Below are 17,160 nucleotides of genomic sequence, written 5' to 3'. Positions count from 1 at the left end.
GTAAAAGCCTCTTGCCTCCATTCTCGCTGCTTTCAACTTTTCTTTATAAATGACCTCTTAGCTGGGGTTGGAAAAGAAGGCAGTGCTAGACATATTGCGAGGGTTGGGGAAGCTAGAGTTTCCCATTGGTTGTGAGCCGCAAGAGAACCCTAAGTTGGCTAAATCTGTGAGGTGGGTTTGGGACTTGATAGGGGATAACCCGGAGGTGCATAACAGATGGACGGTAGCGGCACTGTTACAAGCTCAACGCCCAGATTGGGACTTTGAAAAATGCAAGGCAAGAGCGTCTTCTGCGTTAAGCCAACTCAACCGTAAAGCGGGCTGGTTGACTTTCGTAGGAAAAGCAATAACACCGGGGAGCAACCGCGAAGTTTACCAATATCGCGTTACACATTTAAATTCGACCGATACCGATAACAACTAAGCGGCGACACCTCTACCCAACCAACCAACATCGGACGGGTAGCGGCTGTCCTCGTGGCGGCACAAACAAAACCCCCTCACTGCTGCAACAGAAAGGCGATTACTACTTGCTACACATTGAGCAAGCTTAAGACCAAATAGACAACGTTAAAAGCGACCGCGTGCCTGAGAAACATAACGGTCGCCTTAGCCCAAACATAGGAGCCTAATATCATGCTACATGAAGTTCAGACCATTGAAGCGTTCGGCTATTCTGCTACCGAATATAACTATGAACCAGAAACCATCGACGACGAAGACGTTTTTGAGTCCGAGGTTCAATACTTGTCTGTCGATCCCGACGATTGCCAGCCCGGTCTGCGGATAGTGCTAACACTCGTCAATATAGCCACTAACGCGACATTAAACGTTGATGTCCTGACCACTAGTGGGACTTTGTAAGAAAGATGGAGCAAATTGAGCTAGAATGCGGGTAGGAGTTGCGTTTTACGTCAGTCTCGACAGGAGCAACGTAAGGTGAAAGATCAAGTACCAGCAGCGATGCCGCAGTGCTTTGAGAACTGGTGTCGTCGGTTTGATGATGTATTTTCGCGTCAGAAGCAGCGGCAGGAATTTCGTGTTTATCTAGGGGGACTGCTGGGTGAGAGTCAGCGCAAAAACCTGAGCCAACTGGTCACAAATACAGTAGATGGCTCCTACAACAGCCTCAGACATTTTCTCAACAATGCCCCTTGGGATGAAGTCAAGCTAAATAATCGGCGGTTGGAGGTGATGCACCAGTGTCGCCAGACGACCCCGAGTCAAGGTTTCACATTGATTGTAGATGATTCGGGACATCGCAAAAGTGGTGCGGCTACTGATGGGGTAGGACGGCAGTACATTGGGGAGATTGGCAAGACTGACAATGGTATTGTGCTGCTGACTACCTACTTGTATGATGGAGTGCGACGTCTGCCGTTAGATGTTGCACTCTATCAACACGCAAGTTTATTCGAGCAAGGCAAGGCAGACCCCAACTTCCAGAAAAAACCTGACCTGGCTCTAGACTTGGTTGACCAATGCTTGAAGCGCGGTTATCGACCGGGTGTGACTGTAATTGATGCAGGCTACGGTAATAACACGCCTTTTCTCAAGCAGTTGGAGTCGAGAAACCTAACTTACGTGGCAGCAATCGCCAAAAACCGCCAAGTTACTGCTCAAACATCAGGTGATGAGTCTGCTCGTAAGCAGGGATTAGAAGCTATTGCTCAAACCTTGGCAGTGGAGCAGTTCACACCTGTGCAACTCAATCTGGAGCAGCCCCGGACAGTTTGGGTGGCGCTGTTACCAGTTCACGTTCCGAAGCTCGAAGGCACTCGCTGGCTGGCGATTCAACTCAATGCCTCTAGTTTCGAGCAAGCGACGGAGGTGGATTACTTTCTCACCAATGCCTCTGACAACCAAGTCAGTGCGGCTTGGGTAGCTCAAACATATTCTGCTCGCAACTGGGTGGAGGTCTTCTATCGAGAAGCCAAGGGCTGGTTGGGTTTGAGTGAGTATCAAGTTCGGGATGCTCTGAGTATGAAGCGTCATTGGGTTTTAGTGTTCATCGCTTACACCTTCATCCTTTGGCATCAGTTGACCGGCGGATTCCGCAGACGTTGGGCAACCAAACCCTTACAAACCTTTGCCGAAGCATTGGAGGCATTCCGCACCGCAGTCGAGTTTCGTTTGGTCCGCTGGCTTAATGAGCATGTTGATGTATTTGCCTCTCACAGAGCTAAGTTCGGCTATATTTGGGCTTAGAAAGTTTTAAAGTCCCACTAGTCAAAGTGCCTCTGTAGCCCTATTTCAAGCAGTTCGTACGGTCTTCCTGGTGTTTAAACCGTCCGAGTACGTCGCCCTAAGTTACCGCATCGTTGAAGATGCGCCATTTTAACCCCATACACCACACATCAAAGGAGTAATACAATGAACGAATTTTTCTATGACATGCTTTATTTCGCAGTCCATTTTGGAGATCCCTGCGGCGACTTCAACAACTCGAAATATATACTCTATCTTCAAGAGACAGAAGACGAGGTAACGCTTACATTCCACCACGCAGATAAAACGGTGACAGCCACTGTATCCACTTTCGAGGAAGACTTGGACAATTCCCGTTCAATCGAAATAACCTACGCTCTCAAAAATTTAGACGATTTAGAGCGGGCACTTGAAGTCTATGGTGGTGTAACTGAATACAAAAGTCAGCGAGCTTCCGATGGACTCAGGGCAGCGCTCTATATAGCCAAGATTGCGGATCTCGATCCCACTACCATTCGCAAACTTATATATGAAACCTACAGCATGGGAGCAATCCCAATGTAATCATCCGGTGCGTCTGGCGATCTGTTTAGTCCCCAGCGCCCTCTTTACAAAACTTAATAATCACGGCGTATTGGGCTATTGGGACTTTAAAACTTTCTAAGCCCAAATATAGCCGAACTTAGCTCTGTGAGAGGCAAATACATCAACATGCTCATTAAGCCAGCGGACCAAACGAAACTCGACTGCGGTGCGGAATGCCTCCAATGCTTCGGCAAAGGTTTGTAAGGGTTTGGTTGCCCAACGTCTGCGGAATCCGCCGGTCAACTGATGCCAAAGGATGAAGGTGTAAGCGATGAACACTAAAACCCAATGACGCTTCATACTCAGAGCATCCCGAACTTGATACTCACTCAAACCCAACCAGCCCTTGGCTTCTCGATAGAAGACCTCCACCCAGTTGCGAGCAGAATATGTTTGAGCTACCCAAGCCGCACTGACTTGGTTGTCAGAGGCATTGGTGAGAAAGTAATCCACCTCCGTCGCTTGCTCGAAACTAGAGGCATTGAGTTGAATCGCCAGCCAGCGAGTGCCTTCGAGCTTCGGAACGTGAACTGGTAACAGCGCCACCCAAACTGTCCGGGGCTGCTCCAGATTGAGTTGCACAGGTGTGAACTGCTCCACTGCCAAGGTTTGAGCAATAGCTTCTAATCCCTGCTTACGAGCAGACTCATCACCTGATGTTTGAGCAGTAACTTGGCGGTTTTTGGCGATTGCTGCCACGTAAGTTAGGTTTCTCGACTCCAACTGCTTGAGAAAAGGCGTGTTATTACCGTAGCCTGCATCAATTACAGTCACACCCGGTCGATAACCGCGCTTCAAGCATTGGTCAACCAAGTCTAGAGCCAGGTCAGGTTTTTTCTGGAAGTTGGGGTCTGCCTTGCCTTGCTCGAATAAACTTGCGTGTTGATAGAGTGCAACATCTAACGGCAGACGTCGCACTCCATCATACAAGTAGGTAGTCAGCAGCACAATACCATTGTCAGTCTTGCCAATCTCCCCAATGTACTGCCGTCCTACCCCATCAGTAGCCGCACCACTTTTGCGATGTCCCGAATCATCTACAATCAATGTGAAACCTTGACTCGGGGTCGTCTGGCGACACTGGTGCATCACCTCCAACCGCCGATTATTTAGCTTGACTTCATCCCAAGGGGCATTGTTGAGAAAATGTCTGAGGCTGTTGTAGGAGCCATCTACTGTATTTGTGACCAGTTGGCTCAGGTTTTTGCGCTGACTCTCACCCAGCAGTCCCCCTAGATAAACACGAAATTCCTGCCGCTGCTTCTGACGCGAAAATACATCATCAAACCGACGACACCAGTTCTCAAAGCACTGCGGCATCGCTGCTGGTACTTGATCTTTCACCTTACGTTGCTCCTGTCGAGACTGACGTAAAACGCAACTCCTACCCGCATTCTAGCTCAATTTGCTCCATCTTTCTTACAAAGTCCCACTATGGTTATCGATAATTCGGTTATCCATAACCTTGGAGATAGACCTAGTGGGTACACGTTAGACAGGATAAATAACGACGGTAACTACACTCCTGATAATCTACGTTGGGCAGATAACTTTACTCAAGCAGCAAACTGTAAACGAGTAAGGCGTGTTATTCAATTCGACTTGAATGGGGATTACATAGCTACCCATGACTCTTGTAGGGCTGCTAATAGAGCTATTGGTAAGAATTCAGGTAATAGTGCTATTTACTCTGTTTGTTCTGGAATAGGTAAGACAGCGCATGGGTATGTCTGGAGATTCGTAGGTTAATTTATTCATTTTCGTAACCTTAAATTAAACCTGGAGGATTCTATGAAAGCACTATTTATTGCAGCCTGTGTATTGTTAGTTGGATGCAGTGCTAAAGCCGAGACAGTACAAGCAAGTAGAACGAGCCTTAGCAGGAACTACGAGCATATTACGTTTGAGGGGCGATACGATCAGCTACTGGATTACATTGGCAAGGAAGGCGCTAGGGCGGACGTTTACCACATGGACTGGAGCGGCAACTACCCCGATGCAAAACAAATTCCCGTCCTAAGCCCCATAGGCACAGGGAAGAAATATCTCGGTCTCTGTCACGCCTATCCGTGGTTTACCGATGCAGAAGGGATTCAGGTTGTTTGTGTAGGTACGGACTCTAGCGGACGAGCGCTAGACCCCCGGATTGAGCGCCTGGAGTATCGAAACTCTATTGATAAGTCATTGTTTTAGGAGGAAGCAATCGTGAACGATATTGAAAAAACAGCTAAGCGAAGGTTCATTCATACGATATTTGGGTCGCCAGCCGTAACATGGCAATTGTTCAAAGACAGCGACGATCTGGCATTTTACATCCATAAGCACAACCCATTATTAGACGTGCTGTACCATCGAGCCATAGCCAAAGACTCTTCCGGCTTCTGGTCGGTATTCCAAAGGGTCAATAAAGATGATGTGGTTATGGTCATACACCTTTGCTATCTGAACCTTCAGACCAACGCACCAACGCATACATTGAACTGGCTCAAAGATGAGCTGATTAACGAGCGCCATCACCCATATATGAAAGACGCTTAAGGGTCTAAAACCCATACATACGAGGGGTTTAAGCCCTCATATGCGCTAAAATAGGAACATACACGCTGAGTTGGACGGCAGCGGTAGCCATATATAGATAAATCAGGGCAGCCTTAGTAGACGGGGGCTGCTTTTACTTTGGTGGAAATATCCTGAACTCTACATCCAATACTGCGTTTATTGGTATAGAGTTAAGTCTATGATATTCGCTTTGACTATAAGTTAGTACATCATGCCGCCTGGTCTGCGTTGTCTCAGCATTTCAGACTCAACGACACGCCTCACTTGCTCGGTAAGCTTGTTTGCTTGGTTGTTATCCATAGCACCCTCACCTGGAGCGTTATGCACGTTGACGACGATGCTGTTGCTTTGGGTGTTGTTGCGATTGTATTTGGCAGGGATGACCGCTTCGCCCTGATGAAGATAGGCTAGTTGGTTAATGGGGACGTAGGGGGTTCCGGTGGCATACGAGGGGGCGGGTATACCTAGCTTACCTCCCCCTACTAGCCGGTTGAATACGCCGCCCAATAGCCCTGTGCCTTTACCAATATTTCCGAATAAGCCGTCAAGTCCAATGTCAAGAAGCTTACTTGCAACGTTGCCCAACATATCTAGGAGTGCTTCACCCAGACTCTTAGTACCTAATATTAGCTCTTCCATTGCCGTTCGAGCAGAGCCACCTAGACCTTCTACCAACCCCACTTCAAGCTCGTGGGCGGCAAGACGGCTTTCTTTCAACAATTCCGTTAATCGCTTGGTTCTATCGGCATAATCTCTCTGTCTTGCATATTCTTGAGCGCGCTTATCTATGCCTTCGTACTTCCGCTCTTGCATCAGCTCGCCAAACCTAGTGCGCCTACCCGCATAATCTAAGCCCTGCATTACCCGGGCACTTTCACGCTCCTGCAATGACCCCATAAGAGACTGCAATCGCTTCTGTCCTTCCAGCTCTTGCGTTACGCGGTTGGTCGTCCAAAGCCTTTCGCTCTCTGCCTTCGCAATCTTCTCTGTCTCGGTGGCTAAGCCTTCAAGTGCCGACTTTTGCTCCCGGTTAGCCTTCATAGCCGCTGTAAAATCAACGCCACCTTTAATGCCTTCGCGCACCTTGATCGAGCGACCAATACTTAAGTCCTCATATGCATCATCAAGTTGCCGTACCTGACCCATCCACTCTCTACTGCGGTCATAAGCCTCCAAAGCGCTACCACTCAGACCTAACCTTCCACGCTGAGTCTCGATGTCAAACTGCGCGTCCCGATCTCTGCGCTTTTGAGTAGAAGCCTCTGCCTGTAAGCGGTCTTTTTCGCGTCTCAGCCGTTGAGCCTCTTTCCTAGCCGCATCCGCGTCCCTCTGCACCTTATCCCTCTGCTTCTGAGCCTCTTCCGCAGAGATAGGTAGCAGTGCGGGTACTTTTGAGGACGACGCGCGCCCTGTTACGGGTTGGCTTAACGGCACTCCCGCTGCTACCGCTGCTCCAGATATAGGATTAACTATCCGCACGGCATTGCCGTACGTCATCGTCCGAGGATCGATGCGCTGCCCATTCTTCGTATAACCCAAGTGAAGGTGCGATCCAGTGCTACCCCAGGAACCTTTATCGCCGCCAACAGCACCCAATAATTGCCCCTGTTTAACCGACTGCCCTTCCCTGACATTTACACTGCTTAGGTGTACGAGATCCTGAGTCCACTTATCATTACCTAGTTGCCCCTCAAGGACTAACTTATACTCACCTTTATTAGATACGACCTGCTTAATCTTTCCGCTAAATGAAGCGCGTACAGGGGTACCAGTCTTGTAAGCATAATCTTGACCGCTATGAGCGCCATACGGACGCTTAGCACCCCACATTCCCCCGCCACCAACGAGATTATTGCTAGCACCACCGCCTTCGACCGGAAAGATCATCGACTTGCTGTTTTCGCCACCAGTACTTACGCCCCAACTATTTAACGTTGCATTACCCCACTGTGTAAAGCTCTCTCCTATACCCTTAGCTTTCTCAGCCACCTGACCTAGCAAATTAAGCAGATTACCTATCTCGGCAGCCACACCCTTGATCGTCTCACCCCAAAAGTTATAGCCCTTGCCAATCAAGTCAACCGCAGCCTGAATACCCTCCAATATCGCCGGATACCTTTTCAAGTAGTCTTGTATCCCGCTAACTAAATCCCGCGTACCAGCCAATCCACTGTTGACCGCACCACTAATCGCTTTACCCAGCGCAATCGCCTCATCCTTGTTATCCGCTATCCACTTAGCTAAATCCTGAGCCAAACTCCCCGCTGACTTAAGGTCAACATTCATGCCGCCCAAAAACTCGGACACCAAATCGATACTTGCATTGACAACAGGCTGTATGGTGGTGAAGATGGATGCAAAAGCCGCTGTCACTTTATCCGCCATATTGGACAACTTCCCTTCTGTCGTCTTAGACAGGTTGTCCATCATATTTGCAAACTGCCCGCCTTTCTGCGTCGATTTCTCAAGGGCATAATCTATCTGATTAAAGCCTATGCGCCCTGCCTCGACGAGCTTTTTCACCTCTTCAGCAGTCACGCCATATTGCTTGGCTAACATCTGGACGATAGGGATACCACGCCCTTGTAGCTGGTTGATATCCTCCATGTAAGCTCTACCCTGAACTCTGAGCTTCCCATAGATATCCGCTAGCTCGTTGAATGGCGTGCCTGTCGCTGCCGCAACATCTCCTACCGTCTTGAGGCTCTTGGTCAGGTCGTTCGCTGCCACACCAAACGCCAACAATTTACTAGCCGCCTTTGTCACTTCCGGCAATTCAAAGGGCGTATTAGCAGCAAAAGCTGTCACACTCCTTAGCGCCTTTTCCGCAGCTTCCGCACTACCCAAGAAAGTCGTAAACTGCACCTTCGCTTTCTCGGCACTAGCACCCACGTCTAAAACTTTCTTCCCTAAGCCCCCTAACGACGCTATACCCTGCGCCGCCATACCAGCAATACCCATTCCTATGCCTTGGAAGATACCATCCATGACACGGTTTATCTTACTGCCCTCAGCCTTTATCGCCCCAGACAAACTCTCACAAAACGCCTTCCCAACCTTAGTACCATGTCGCGATGCATCACCCTGCAACTTGTTATAATCGCGGTTTAAGCTAGAAAAGTCCAGCCTTGCGTCAATCATTACTGAAGCTATAGAAGGCACTATCTTTTCTCCAAATATAAATAAATATTGAGTGCTAATAGGGGCGCTGGCAGAGCTTTTCGGGGTAGACCTTGGCACTCTTTATGTACGTTAAACGTAAAGACTGCTTCTGCACGTCAATCTCATACGGCAACAACCACCGAACCGTACCATTGGCTTCCAAGTCATACCATGGTCTTGAGGGGTCGTCTAACTCGCTCAGACTGTCCAACCATAAGCGCCAATAGGGTAGCTTCACCTTTTTTATAAACGGCAATCTATGATAATAGTTCTCATTCTCACGCATGGCGATCGCTACCTTTTCGCACCACCGTCCAACCTCCACTCCTTCCATTGTACTGTATACAGTATACTGTATACGTTTGAGCTAAAATAGGAAGGGAGTTAGACAGGAGGTTCGTGGCGATCGCTAGCACCATTTTGAAAGCTACCCCCTAAACGCCGTGACCCAACAACCCGATTACCACAAATATATAGCCGATATCGAGGACTGTGCGGCTAAGGGTATGACCCATGAAGACATCGCTGACTACATTGGCACTGCCACCCGCACCTTTCGCTATTGGTGCAAAGTCTCTCCAGAAGTCTACGCCGCATATAAACGCGGACGAGCAAAAGCCAAGTACTATGTCGTGGGCAAACTATTCGACCTAATCCGCGAAGGCAACGTAGCCGCCACAATCTTCTACCTCAAGACCCGATGCAGATGGCGAGAAACAGGGTGCATCGAGGACGACCTAACAGCACCCGACACCGCAGCGCCTCTCGACGAAAACTCCATAGCCCGCATTAAAACCCTCATCCGCGAAACAGAGGAAGAGATGCAAGCGATGGATGACATCCGCCAAAAAGGTGACGAGATGACCCACACAACGACGCTCAACCTAACACACCTCTACACTCCAAACAGCACCCCTACCGCCACTACTACTACTACCGCGCAGACACAACCACCAACACCACCTACAAAAAACCACCCCAATTAGAGCGGATATTAGACCATACTGAGATTATTGGTATAGACGAAGAGATGCCAAGAGCTTATCGGACTGTAGCCCAGTAGCGGTAAGTGTTTCAACCAATGCGAACAAAAATATTTCCGTAGCTATATCCCTTAAGAGGACGATAAGCGTCAGGAAAAAGCCTAAGAAACTCTTGCAAAGTCAGCCAGTCTTGGTAGGTAAACATAGACTTGCCTTGCGCTCGGAGATTAATACGCAAGTCCCCAAACTGCGTTAAATACTCGAGACAGATAAGAGCTTTACCAACCTCCTTTTGCGACAGGTGGTACTCAAAGGAAAGTAGGGGTATTGGCTGTGTCAACCCTTTCAACACCTCATATTCCCAACCTTCCACATCGATCTTGCAGTAGTCGGGTCGTCCATAGTCTTCAATAGCTCGATCGAGGGTTATTACAGGTACCTTTATCTCGTTTACGGTCACTTCATTGAGCCAATCTCGTTTGAGGCTGGAGTGGGAATGAACGCTGTTGATGTATAGCGTGGACTCTCCAACCTCCGCACCAACGGCACACTCACAATCGATCAGATTACTAAGGTAGTCCATGCACTTCATCTTAAGGTCGTATATGCAATCGGGCTGTGGCTCGAACGCTACCACTCTCATGCCAGCTTCCAAAAGTGCAAAGGTCTTCTTACCAACATTAGCGCCCACATCAAAGCAAAGACTGTCTGGCTCCAACAGCTTTGAATAGAAGGCTACCTCTTGGCGATGCTCAAAATGTCTATATATCGCTCTAATTGGTTGATACAGTCCGATTGTGGAAAGAAACTGTCTGGTGAACTTTGTGTTTATAGCTTTCATAGAAGGGGCAGGTTTTTCTCGTTTAATACGTAATCCTGATTACTTTCCAACCGTCATCCATTTGTTCCAATTCCGCTACTCCATCGTGTAAGTAGCATTCAGCTTTCACGCGCCCATCGTCATAAGTAAACTTAATAATGTTGCGCATGAATCGTTTACTACTGGGGGTATAAATTATCTGGTTTTCCAGTATTTCCACACTCATAAGTTCGCTAACACCGCCGTTATTTGATTTCCGTTCGAGAGCCGCGCGGAACCCACCCCAGATGTAGTGGGGATTTCAACCGTTTTAACACCCATTTTCGCGCGGCTTATCGTCGCTTCTACTATACTGTTTCGGCTTCAGATATTCAATATTTTTTAACACCTATATAACTATATAACGATCGATAAAAAATAAGCTTTACGCCTGTGCTGCATAAGTTTCATTCTTTAATGTGTCTATTTTTTAGTTAAAGTATTTTAACTCTTTAATAGTGTAGTTCTTAGAGTGCTTACTAACACCTCATCTATCATTGGTTTCCGTAATTATAACTATCAGAACATGCGAGCCGCAGGTGGACATAGGCTCAAAAGTTTTATCAGCTTGCTTGTTACCTTTTCTGCACAACGCAATAAAAGTTTATAAACTAGTAAATCAAGCAGTTGATTTGTACAAAACGATTGGGGTTGAATCTCTTGCTGGATATGGGTTTGAGGTAGATTTACTTCGCCACGCTCTGGCTGTGTAGAATGGCTAGACTCCTTTTCTGGTATAGGTTTGATGCCTAGTGCGTTTTATCGGTCTAAGCGACGAGATGTCAAGAGCTTTTCGGACAAGTGACCGTGTTCGGCAAGTAGAGCCATCTTATCTTTGACCAGCGCCGAATCTTGACCATGCCAGACACCATCCTCACGCACCCAAAGCACCTCATCATCATCTTCTGGCAACTGATCCAGGATGCCGTAAAACTTATCTTTTAGCTCATAGACCGAATACGGGTCGCACAACTCTTGTAGCTGCCGCATCGCCTCTTCCGCATCGCCCTTATCGATATAGACCACCGCAGACACCCACTGTACAACACCCTTTTCAGCCATCCGCGTTTGCACCAACCATCTACCCGTCGCCTCTGAAGGGACTATCCGATACCTCTGCCCATAGCTGGGGTCTGATTCCTTCCTCCTCTTCGCCTCTCCCACACCAAGCCTCCTTTACAACACCTGCGTACTACCTCTATTTTAACATCTGATAGCGCATTGCAACCCTTACACCATATAGGTTTCAGCGTTTTTAAAGCCAGTTTGGATCGCACCACTACACAATTGTTCCACCTCAATTTCACTAAAGCTGAAACCCTCTCTACGTATAGCTTCCAAACTATAGAGAAATCCCCTAGTTTGGAACGTATGCGGGAGGAGGGTTTCATGCACACCCATAGCGAGATTTAGTAGCGAGATTTAGGGACGGCATCTAACGCCTACCACTCTCATCCGTATACTGAGATTATTGGCATAGTAAGGATGGTCGGAGGATAGTGCGCTCGCCACCGTATAACTCGCTCCCACTATAGCTTTGAGTCCGGTCGGGAGTTGTTTCGCTCGCCCCTAATATCAACCTTCAAATATCACCCGCGATAACACCTCTATTGCCATACTGAGATTATTGGTATTTTCGGTCAGCCAAAAGCCATTTCCTGTAAGAGTTTCGCGGCTTTTAGGTGGATTTTTTCGGTCACTCGCTACACAATTGTACTTCTCGATTGCAACACTGAGATTATTGGTATAGCACGATAACACGAAACCCTCTCTGGACAAGGGTTCCATACTATGGGCATACCCATAATTTAGAAGTCTTGCGCAGCAAGGGTTCCATAAACCGCTCCGGTATTACGGAACTCATACGCAGCAAGGCTTCCAAACTGTAGGGAATTCCCTATAGTTTGAAACTCAAGCGCAGTAAGGGTTTCAAGACTCGCTTGATAGTTGGATGATTGATTAGGTGTGATGCCAAGGTCGGCTAACTTAACACGAGTACTATCATCGATGTGTATAGTACTAGGTTGTCCTTCTACCATTTTCCCGTCTTCCTTCATTTCCACAAGCTGCTCTCCTATCCTGCGTTTGCATCTTATGGATACCGCATGTGCTAGCCTTTCAGCCTCTTCACAATTAGCGTGAATGCGTTGCAGATAGTCGATGCTGTCGAAGACGACAACGTTAACAGCGGGCGATCAACCCTCTTTCCGTATACTGAGATTATTGGTGCTCCTTAAGACAGATGCCGTTTCAAACCGCAACTGTCCGCCTCACCCATATACTGTGTTTATTGGTATAGAGTTAAGTCTATGGTGAAGGGGTTTTTCATAGATGTTACAACCTCATTGACCTAAATTGCCTTGGTAAAGAGGCTGAAACCCTTATGTATCAAGCTGTACAACCTGTTACAACCTCTGATTTTAGGTTGTGACGGCTGAAACCCTTATGGCAGTAGGGTGTACAGCCTGTTACAACCTTTTACCCACTTTTTACTCTCTCTCCCAGCAATATGTATGTTCTTAACCTAGTCTTAACCTATATGGTGGATGCTGCTCCGTGCCTAACCTAATATCATCTTCTTGTAAACCTATATAGTAAAAAGGTTGTTACGGTTGTAACAGGAGAGCTAAAACTCTTATCTGATAAAGCTTTGAAGGTGTAACAACCTTTTAGATTGAGGTTGTAACAGGTTGTACAGGTAATAACGGGTAAAGCTGAAAGTGTTGATATATATAGGTTAGAAGGTGTTACAACCTAATGTCGTCTTTACAAAACTTAACAATCGAATAAAATAGCTCTAAATAGCAATATTTAGAGCTGTTGTTGTTAGCTGTTGTTGTTTGCTAGAAAGGCAGGTCTAGGGTGTAGTTAGGTGCATCATCGGAACCGATATAGTGCAAATAGCGGTTAAGTTTGCCGCCTATCCGACTTAATCGGTTCTCAAAGCCCAATAATTTTAAGTCCTGAGCTATATCCATCTGCCGCGCCCTATAGCCTTTAGTACCCGAGTGTGTATTAAAAGTAGCCCTAAGCACATTTTCGGTAGTGAACGGCTGCCTCTTTAGATCGGGCAGTGTTTCCAACAGTCCCTCATAAAAGTCCTTGGTTTGCCGATACTGCTGAGCATGGGCTTTGAAAGCTTCTATTTGCACGTCGTTGAGATATAGGGGTTCGCCTAATTGGTAATGGCGAAAAGCTTCAGCCCAGATGAGGTCGCGATGCTGTCTAACCCAATCAATGTCAAACTTTTTAGTCGGTTCCACTACCCACCATCGTCTAACACCATCAGGGTCAGTGATCACGGTATCGCTATTAGTACTGCCGCAGAAGATAAAGTGTCTGGGAAACTTTTCCGTCTTACTCATATATGGCGGTCTAAAAGCATCCATTTTTTGGGTGATATATGACTTTAATGCCGATATATCCGATTTCCTAAACGTCGCCTCAATCTCACCCAACTCCAATATCCAAAAGTTAACTGTCAGTTGCCTAAAATCCTTATTAGACGGGTCTGCCGTAACCTCGTAAAATTTCTCTTCACCTGCCAAGATGCTCATCAAGTGAGTTTTACCCAGACCCTCTACACTCTTTTGGATTAATACGCTATCAAATTTACAACCTGGCTCCATAGCCCTAGCAACTGCCCCCACTAACCACTTAAACACCAACAGCTTTTCTGTGTCCTTCTGTAGCCCCATCATGTCCACTAGCTGTCTAATGTAGCCTTTTGCATCGGGATGCTGAGCGGCATTCGTCTTCAGATACTCCCGCACCTCACTATATGGATTCGGTTTAGCAAAGCGGTGAAGCACGTCAACAAGATAGCTTTTCGGCACATCGTCCCCAATCATCTCACTCAATTTTGCCTGAAGTTCGGTAACGCAAAGCTGTCTACCCTTATAGCGAAAATCAAGACTAAACTCGTCAATGCCAAGGTGTTTGCTCATTACAGTAGAGACATAGTTCCAGATTTTAGCCTGCTTAGTCTCTGCTTGGGCTAAATCAGAAATTTGCTCACCCTCCTCTTCCCAAACCTCAAAATCAACTGCCTCTTCAATAGTCTCTACCACGCGATCGCGCCCAGCATTTACCAATAGGTCGTCTAGTCCTTTACCCTCAGACATACCCCATTGCGCGACCTTTACTAGACAACCCCGTTTAATAAGCAATCGCGCCAATTGTTCTAGCGCCATTCGTACCTGTGTCTTAACAGTTAGGTCTGCATCAAAGGCAAATATGAAAGTTCTACCAGGCTGAGCAAAGGCTTTCAGATTGTCGACTAGCTCTGCGCCCTTAGCTTGTTGTCCATTCCAAACACCAACCAGGGCAATAGTCGGTATTTCAATAGTTAATCCTGCCCCCGACTTTTTAGTGCCTTCTGTAAGGACTACGGGAATACTGACATCTTCCAACACCTTCCGCCAATAATCGGCTTCTGGCATCTGAAGATATATCGCCTCTGTCTTCGTTTTGCTAGGGGATAAGTACTTAGCCGACTTCTTGCCGCTAAAGAAAAAGGGCTTACCGGGCTTATATTGTCCAAAATCCGTAACTTCGCCTGTATGCGGATTAACACTCGCTACCCACCATCCATCAGCCAGCATGTCTTGGTCGTTGCCCTTTGGCGCACCCCAATTTAATAGCACTCTAGCTTGCTTGGCGCTCATCGACACCAAATTCAGGCGCGTAATCTCTGGACTAACCCCGCTATCCTCTACCCACTCCTTGACATGCCCCGTCCGAATACCCGGTATATTTGCCGCCCCAGATATTGGCGTGCTATAATTGACGTGTGAATGCGACTTTACTGCCGACCCATTATCGGCTACAATAGAGACAGGTGCGGCATTTGAGCCATTTTGGTCTAACATATTATCTCCTTGTTGATTGAATTGGTTGTGTTGTGCGGCATTTGAGCGGTGTAGCACTTTACCAACTCCTAAAGTGTCGTCTCCGTGGTCTGAAACGTTTAACCGATTCGACATCTTATTACCCGTAATTTGTTGGTTGGTTGAAGCATCGTCTCCTTGATGGTCGCGATTGAACTCCCGCGTTTGGTCGAGATGGTCTAAGAGTGGAAACGATCCGTCGTACCCGCCCAGTAAAGTCGGCATAGTATCTCCTTGTAATTTTTGCTCCCAACTCTTCCCCCGCTAAGGTTTCAAGTTGGGAAAGTAAACTAAGCTTTAATCTCTACACCCCTTTAGCTGCTAACTAGAGGGGTGTTTTGATTTATGCGCCTATCTGAGCCAAATAGCGATCGAGCGCCTCTCTTAGAATCTCAGATTTCTTCCTATTGGTAGAAACAGCTAACTTCTTCAATTGGCGATTAGTAGAAGTGGGTAATTTAAAACTGAGAAAATCTGATATTTCCGATTCTTTGAGTCGCTTTCGCATCGTCTCGTCCTCTTGTTCATATTTTATATAGTAACATTTTTGAAATTCCTGCGTAGCCTAGATTTGACATGACGAAACTAACAACAATTAACACGCTAATATCCACATCCTAATAATAGGAATATACTAAAATAAACCTAAAACAAATCCGGTATTTGGGGTTTAGTTACTATGCCGGCATAGGATTCATACAGCACTCTGACAGCGTGACCAGTCAAGGCAGCGATTGATATAGGACTCATGCCGGACTCTAGAGCATGGCTAATGAAGGTAGCTCTTGTTAGGTATGGTCTACGATAGGGTATACCAAGCTTGGCTAGCACGTTCCTCCAAGCCCTGTTAGCGAAGTTGTGTTCGTCGATTGGTAAGCCAGTAGGAGAAGGGAAGACAAGGCGATCGGGCATTGAGTCAGCGATCCCATCTAGCAAACTTCGCAGCCTGTCATTGATAGGGATATAGCGATCGCGATTGGTCTTGGTGCCCTTTCTCTGTCCCTTGCTGATAGACTCTCCTATCCAGATAGCATCCTTGCCAATGCTGCCCCACCTCAATGCTCTAGCCTCACCAGTACGGCACCCGGTCAAGAACAAGAATTCCACGAATGGCGCATAGTGGCTGTAGTACCTGTCACACTTGAAAGCTTTGACGATTGCTGTGATTTCATTCTTGGTGAAAGGGTTTGGTTTGCGTTTGGGCGGTACTTTGATTCGTTGTTGCAGAGTCTTCCAGGGATTGATGGGCTGTTTGCTCCAATTCCAGCAAGCTGCTAGTAGACCCAACCTTTCCTTATACACGCGATCGGACAAATCACCCCTGATGGTTTCAGCGAACGCTTTAGCAGTAGCGACACCAATTGTTTGTGCTTGCTTGCTGCCTACAGTATGTGACTGGAGTTGATTCAATATGGCTTTATACTTGTCTAGTGTAGTGCTAGCTACCTCTTCTGCCCTAGCTTGGATGAATTGCTCAAATAGGTTTGCAACGCTAACGGGTGCTTTAGCCGTAGGACGGTACTTCTCAAGCGTATGGTCAAAGCTCCCACTTAGCAGATCCACATCAATTTGGCGCGCTATTAGTGAAGCTCTAATGCGGTTTTCTTTGGTATCGTGTAAACCGACTGCTAGCGATCTCTGGTTGCCATTAACCCTGAAACGCAGACGCAGCCTACCTTTTACCGCTTCAACAGCAACAGTATTCTTTGCATTTTTCGTACTCATTTTCATACTCAAACTGATGAATACGATCGCTGAATGTTAAAATACCAAGTGGCATATAGGAATTTGAGACTAGCAGTCCAAAATCTAAATTAGTACGGGGAATTAGCTCAGTTGGTAGAGCGCTGCGATCGCACCGCAGAGGTCAGGGGTTCGAGTCTCCTATTCTCCATTACCTAAAACCCCTTTACAG

Annotated in this window: 16 protein-coding genes and 1 tRNA gene; 7 read left to right on the top strand and 10 right to left on the bottom strand. The window is 47.1% G+C overall.

Going from position 1 to position 17,160, the window contains the following annotated elements:
* Positions 1-82: 82 nt before the first annotated feature.
* The 3 genes from N4J56_RS23485 (at position 83) to N4J56_RS23475 (ending at position 2,772) form a co-directional block, all read left to right on the top strand.
* Positions 83-424 (top strand): hypothetical protein, encoded by a 342-nt coding sequence (locus tag N4J56_RS23485; protein ID WP_317108641.1) that lies wholly within the window; start codon positions 83-85, stop codon positions 422-424.
* A gap of 515 nt (positions 425-939) precedes the next feature.
* Positions 940-2,208, top strand: coding sequence for an IS701 family transposase (locus tag N4J56_RS23480; RefSeq protein WP_317104593.1), 1,269 nt, complete (start codon positions 940-942; stop codon positions 2,206-2,208).
* Positions 2,209-2,373: 165 nt separating this feature from the next.
* A complete protein-coding gene (locus N4J56_RS23475) occupies positions 2,374-2,772 on the top strand; it encodes a hypothetical protein (RefSeq protein WP_317108640.1) in 399 nt (132 codons plus the stop codon).
* Positions 2,773-2,868: 96 nt separating this feature from the next.
* Here N4J56_RS23475 and N4J56_RS23470 read toward each other — a convergent pair whose 3' ends face one another.
* Entirely contained in the window at positions 2,869-4,137 is a 1,269-nt protein-coding gene (locus N4J56_RS23470; RefSeq protein ID WP_317104593.1) for an IS701 family transposase, read from the bottom strand.
* Between the two features lie 447 nt (positions 4,138-4,584).
* On the opposite strand from N4J56_RS23470, the gene N4J56_RS23465 reads away from it, so the two are divergent.
* The gene (locus N4J56_RS23465) at positions 4,585-4,986 is read left to right on the top strand and encodes a hypothetical protein (RefSeq protein WP_317108639.1); all 402 of its coding nucleotides are present in this window, start codon (positions 4,585-4,587) and stop codon (positions 4,984-4,986) included.
* Between the two features lie 12 nt (positions 4,987-4,998).
* Positions 4,999-5,331, top strand: a complete 333-nt coding sequence (locus N4J56_RS23460) for a hypothetical protein (RefSeq protein ID WP_317108638.1) — start codon at positions 4,999-5,001, stop codon at positions 5,329-5,331.
* 222 nt (positions 5,332-5,553) lie between these two features.
* On the opposite strand, the gene N4J56_RS23455 is transcribed toward N4J56_RS23460, so the two are convergent.
* A complete protein-coding gene (locus N4J56_RS23455; protein WP_317108637.1) occupies positions 5,554-8,514 on the bottom strand; it encodes a phage tail tape measure protein in 2,961 nt (986 codons plus the stop codon).
* A 34-nt stretch (positions 8,515-8,548) separates the two neighbouring features.
* A complete protein-coding gene (locus tag N4J56_RS23450) occupies positions 8,549-8,848 on the bottom strand; it encodes a hypothetical protein (RefSeq protein ID WP_317108636.1) in 300 nt (99 codons plus the stop codon).
* 109 nt (positions 8,849-8,957) lie between these two features.
* Between N4J56_RS23450 and N4J56_RS23445 the strand changes: the two genes are divergently transcribed.
* Positions 8,958-9,500 carry a hypothetical protein gene (locus tag N4J56_RS23445; RefSeq protein WP_317108635.1) on the top strand — a complete coding sequence of 181 codons (543 nt, stop codon included), beginning with the start codon at positions 8,958-8,960 and terminating at the stop codon, positions 9,498-9,500.
* Positions 9,501-9,588: 88 nt separating this feature from the next.
* Here the strand turns inward: N4J56_RS23445 and N4J56_RS23440 are convergent, their stop codons facing one another.
* From N4J56_RS23440 to N4J56_RS23410, 7 genes are all read right to left on the bottom strand, one after another.
* A complete protein-coding gene (locus N4J56_RS23440; RefSeq protein ID WP_317108634.1) occupies positions 9,589-10,338 on the bottom strand; it encodes an FkbM family methyltransferase in 750 nt (249 codons plus the stop codon).
* 22 nt (positions 10,339-10,360) lie between these two features.
* Complete coding sequence (locus tag N4J56_RS23435) at positions 10,361-10,486, bottom strand: hypothetical protein (RefSeq protein ID WP_317108633.1); 126 nt, start codon at positions 10,484-10,486, stop codon at positions 10,361-10,363.
* Between the two features lie 629 nt (positions 10,487-11,115).
* Entirely contained in the window at positions 11,116-11,418 is a 303-nt protein-coding gene (locus N4J56_RS23430) for a hypothetical protein (RefSeq protein ID WP_317108632.1), read from the bottom strand.
* A gap of 746 nt (positions 11,419-12,164) precedes the next feature.
* Positions 12,165-12,419 (bottom strand): hypothetical protein, encoded by a 255-nt coding sequence (locus N4J56_RS23425; protein WP_317108631.1) that lies wholly within the window; start codon positions 12,417-12,419, stop codon positions 12,165-12,167.
* Positions 12,420-13,199: 780 nt separating this feature from the next.
* Complete coding sequence (locus N4J56_RS23420; RefSeq protein WP_317108630.1) at positions 13,200-15,470, bottom strand: VapE domain-containing protein; 2,271 nt, start codon at positions 15,468-15,470, stop codon at positions 13,200-13,202.
* Between the two features lie 118 nt (positions 15,471-15,588).
* Positions 15,589-15,753, bottom strand: a complete 165-nt coding sequence (locus tag N4J56_RS23415; protein WP_317108629.1) for a ribbon-helix-helix protein, CopG family — start codon at positions 15,751-15,753, stop codon at positions 15,589-15,591.
* A 137-nt stretch (positions 15,754-15,890) separates the two neighbouring features.
* On the bottom strand, positions 15,891-16,970 hold the full coding sequence (locus N4J56_RS23410; RefSeq protein ID WP_317108628.1) for a tyrosine-type recombinase/integrase: 1,080 nt from the start codon (positions 16,968-16,970) through the stop codon (positions 15,891-15,893).
* Between the two features lie 96 nt (positions 16,971-17,066).
* Between N4J56_RS23410 and N4J56_RS23405 the strand changes: the two genes are divergently transcribed.
* Positions 17,067-17,139 (top strand) — tRNA-Ala (locus N4J56_RS23405).
* The last annotated feature ends 21 nt before the right edge of the window (positions 17,140-17,160 follow it).

Origin of the sequence: Chroococcidiopsis sp. SAG 2025, from assembly GCF_032860985.1 — a bacterium.
Taxonomy (GTDB): Bacteria; Cyanobacteriota; Cyanobacteriia; order Cyanobacteriales; family Chroococcidiopsidaceae; genus Chroococcidiopsis.
Note: the sequence above shows the minus strand (reverse complement) of the source record. Positions and strands in the feature narration are given on the sequence as shown.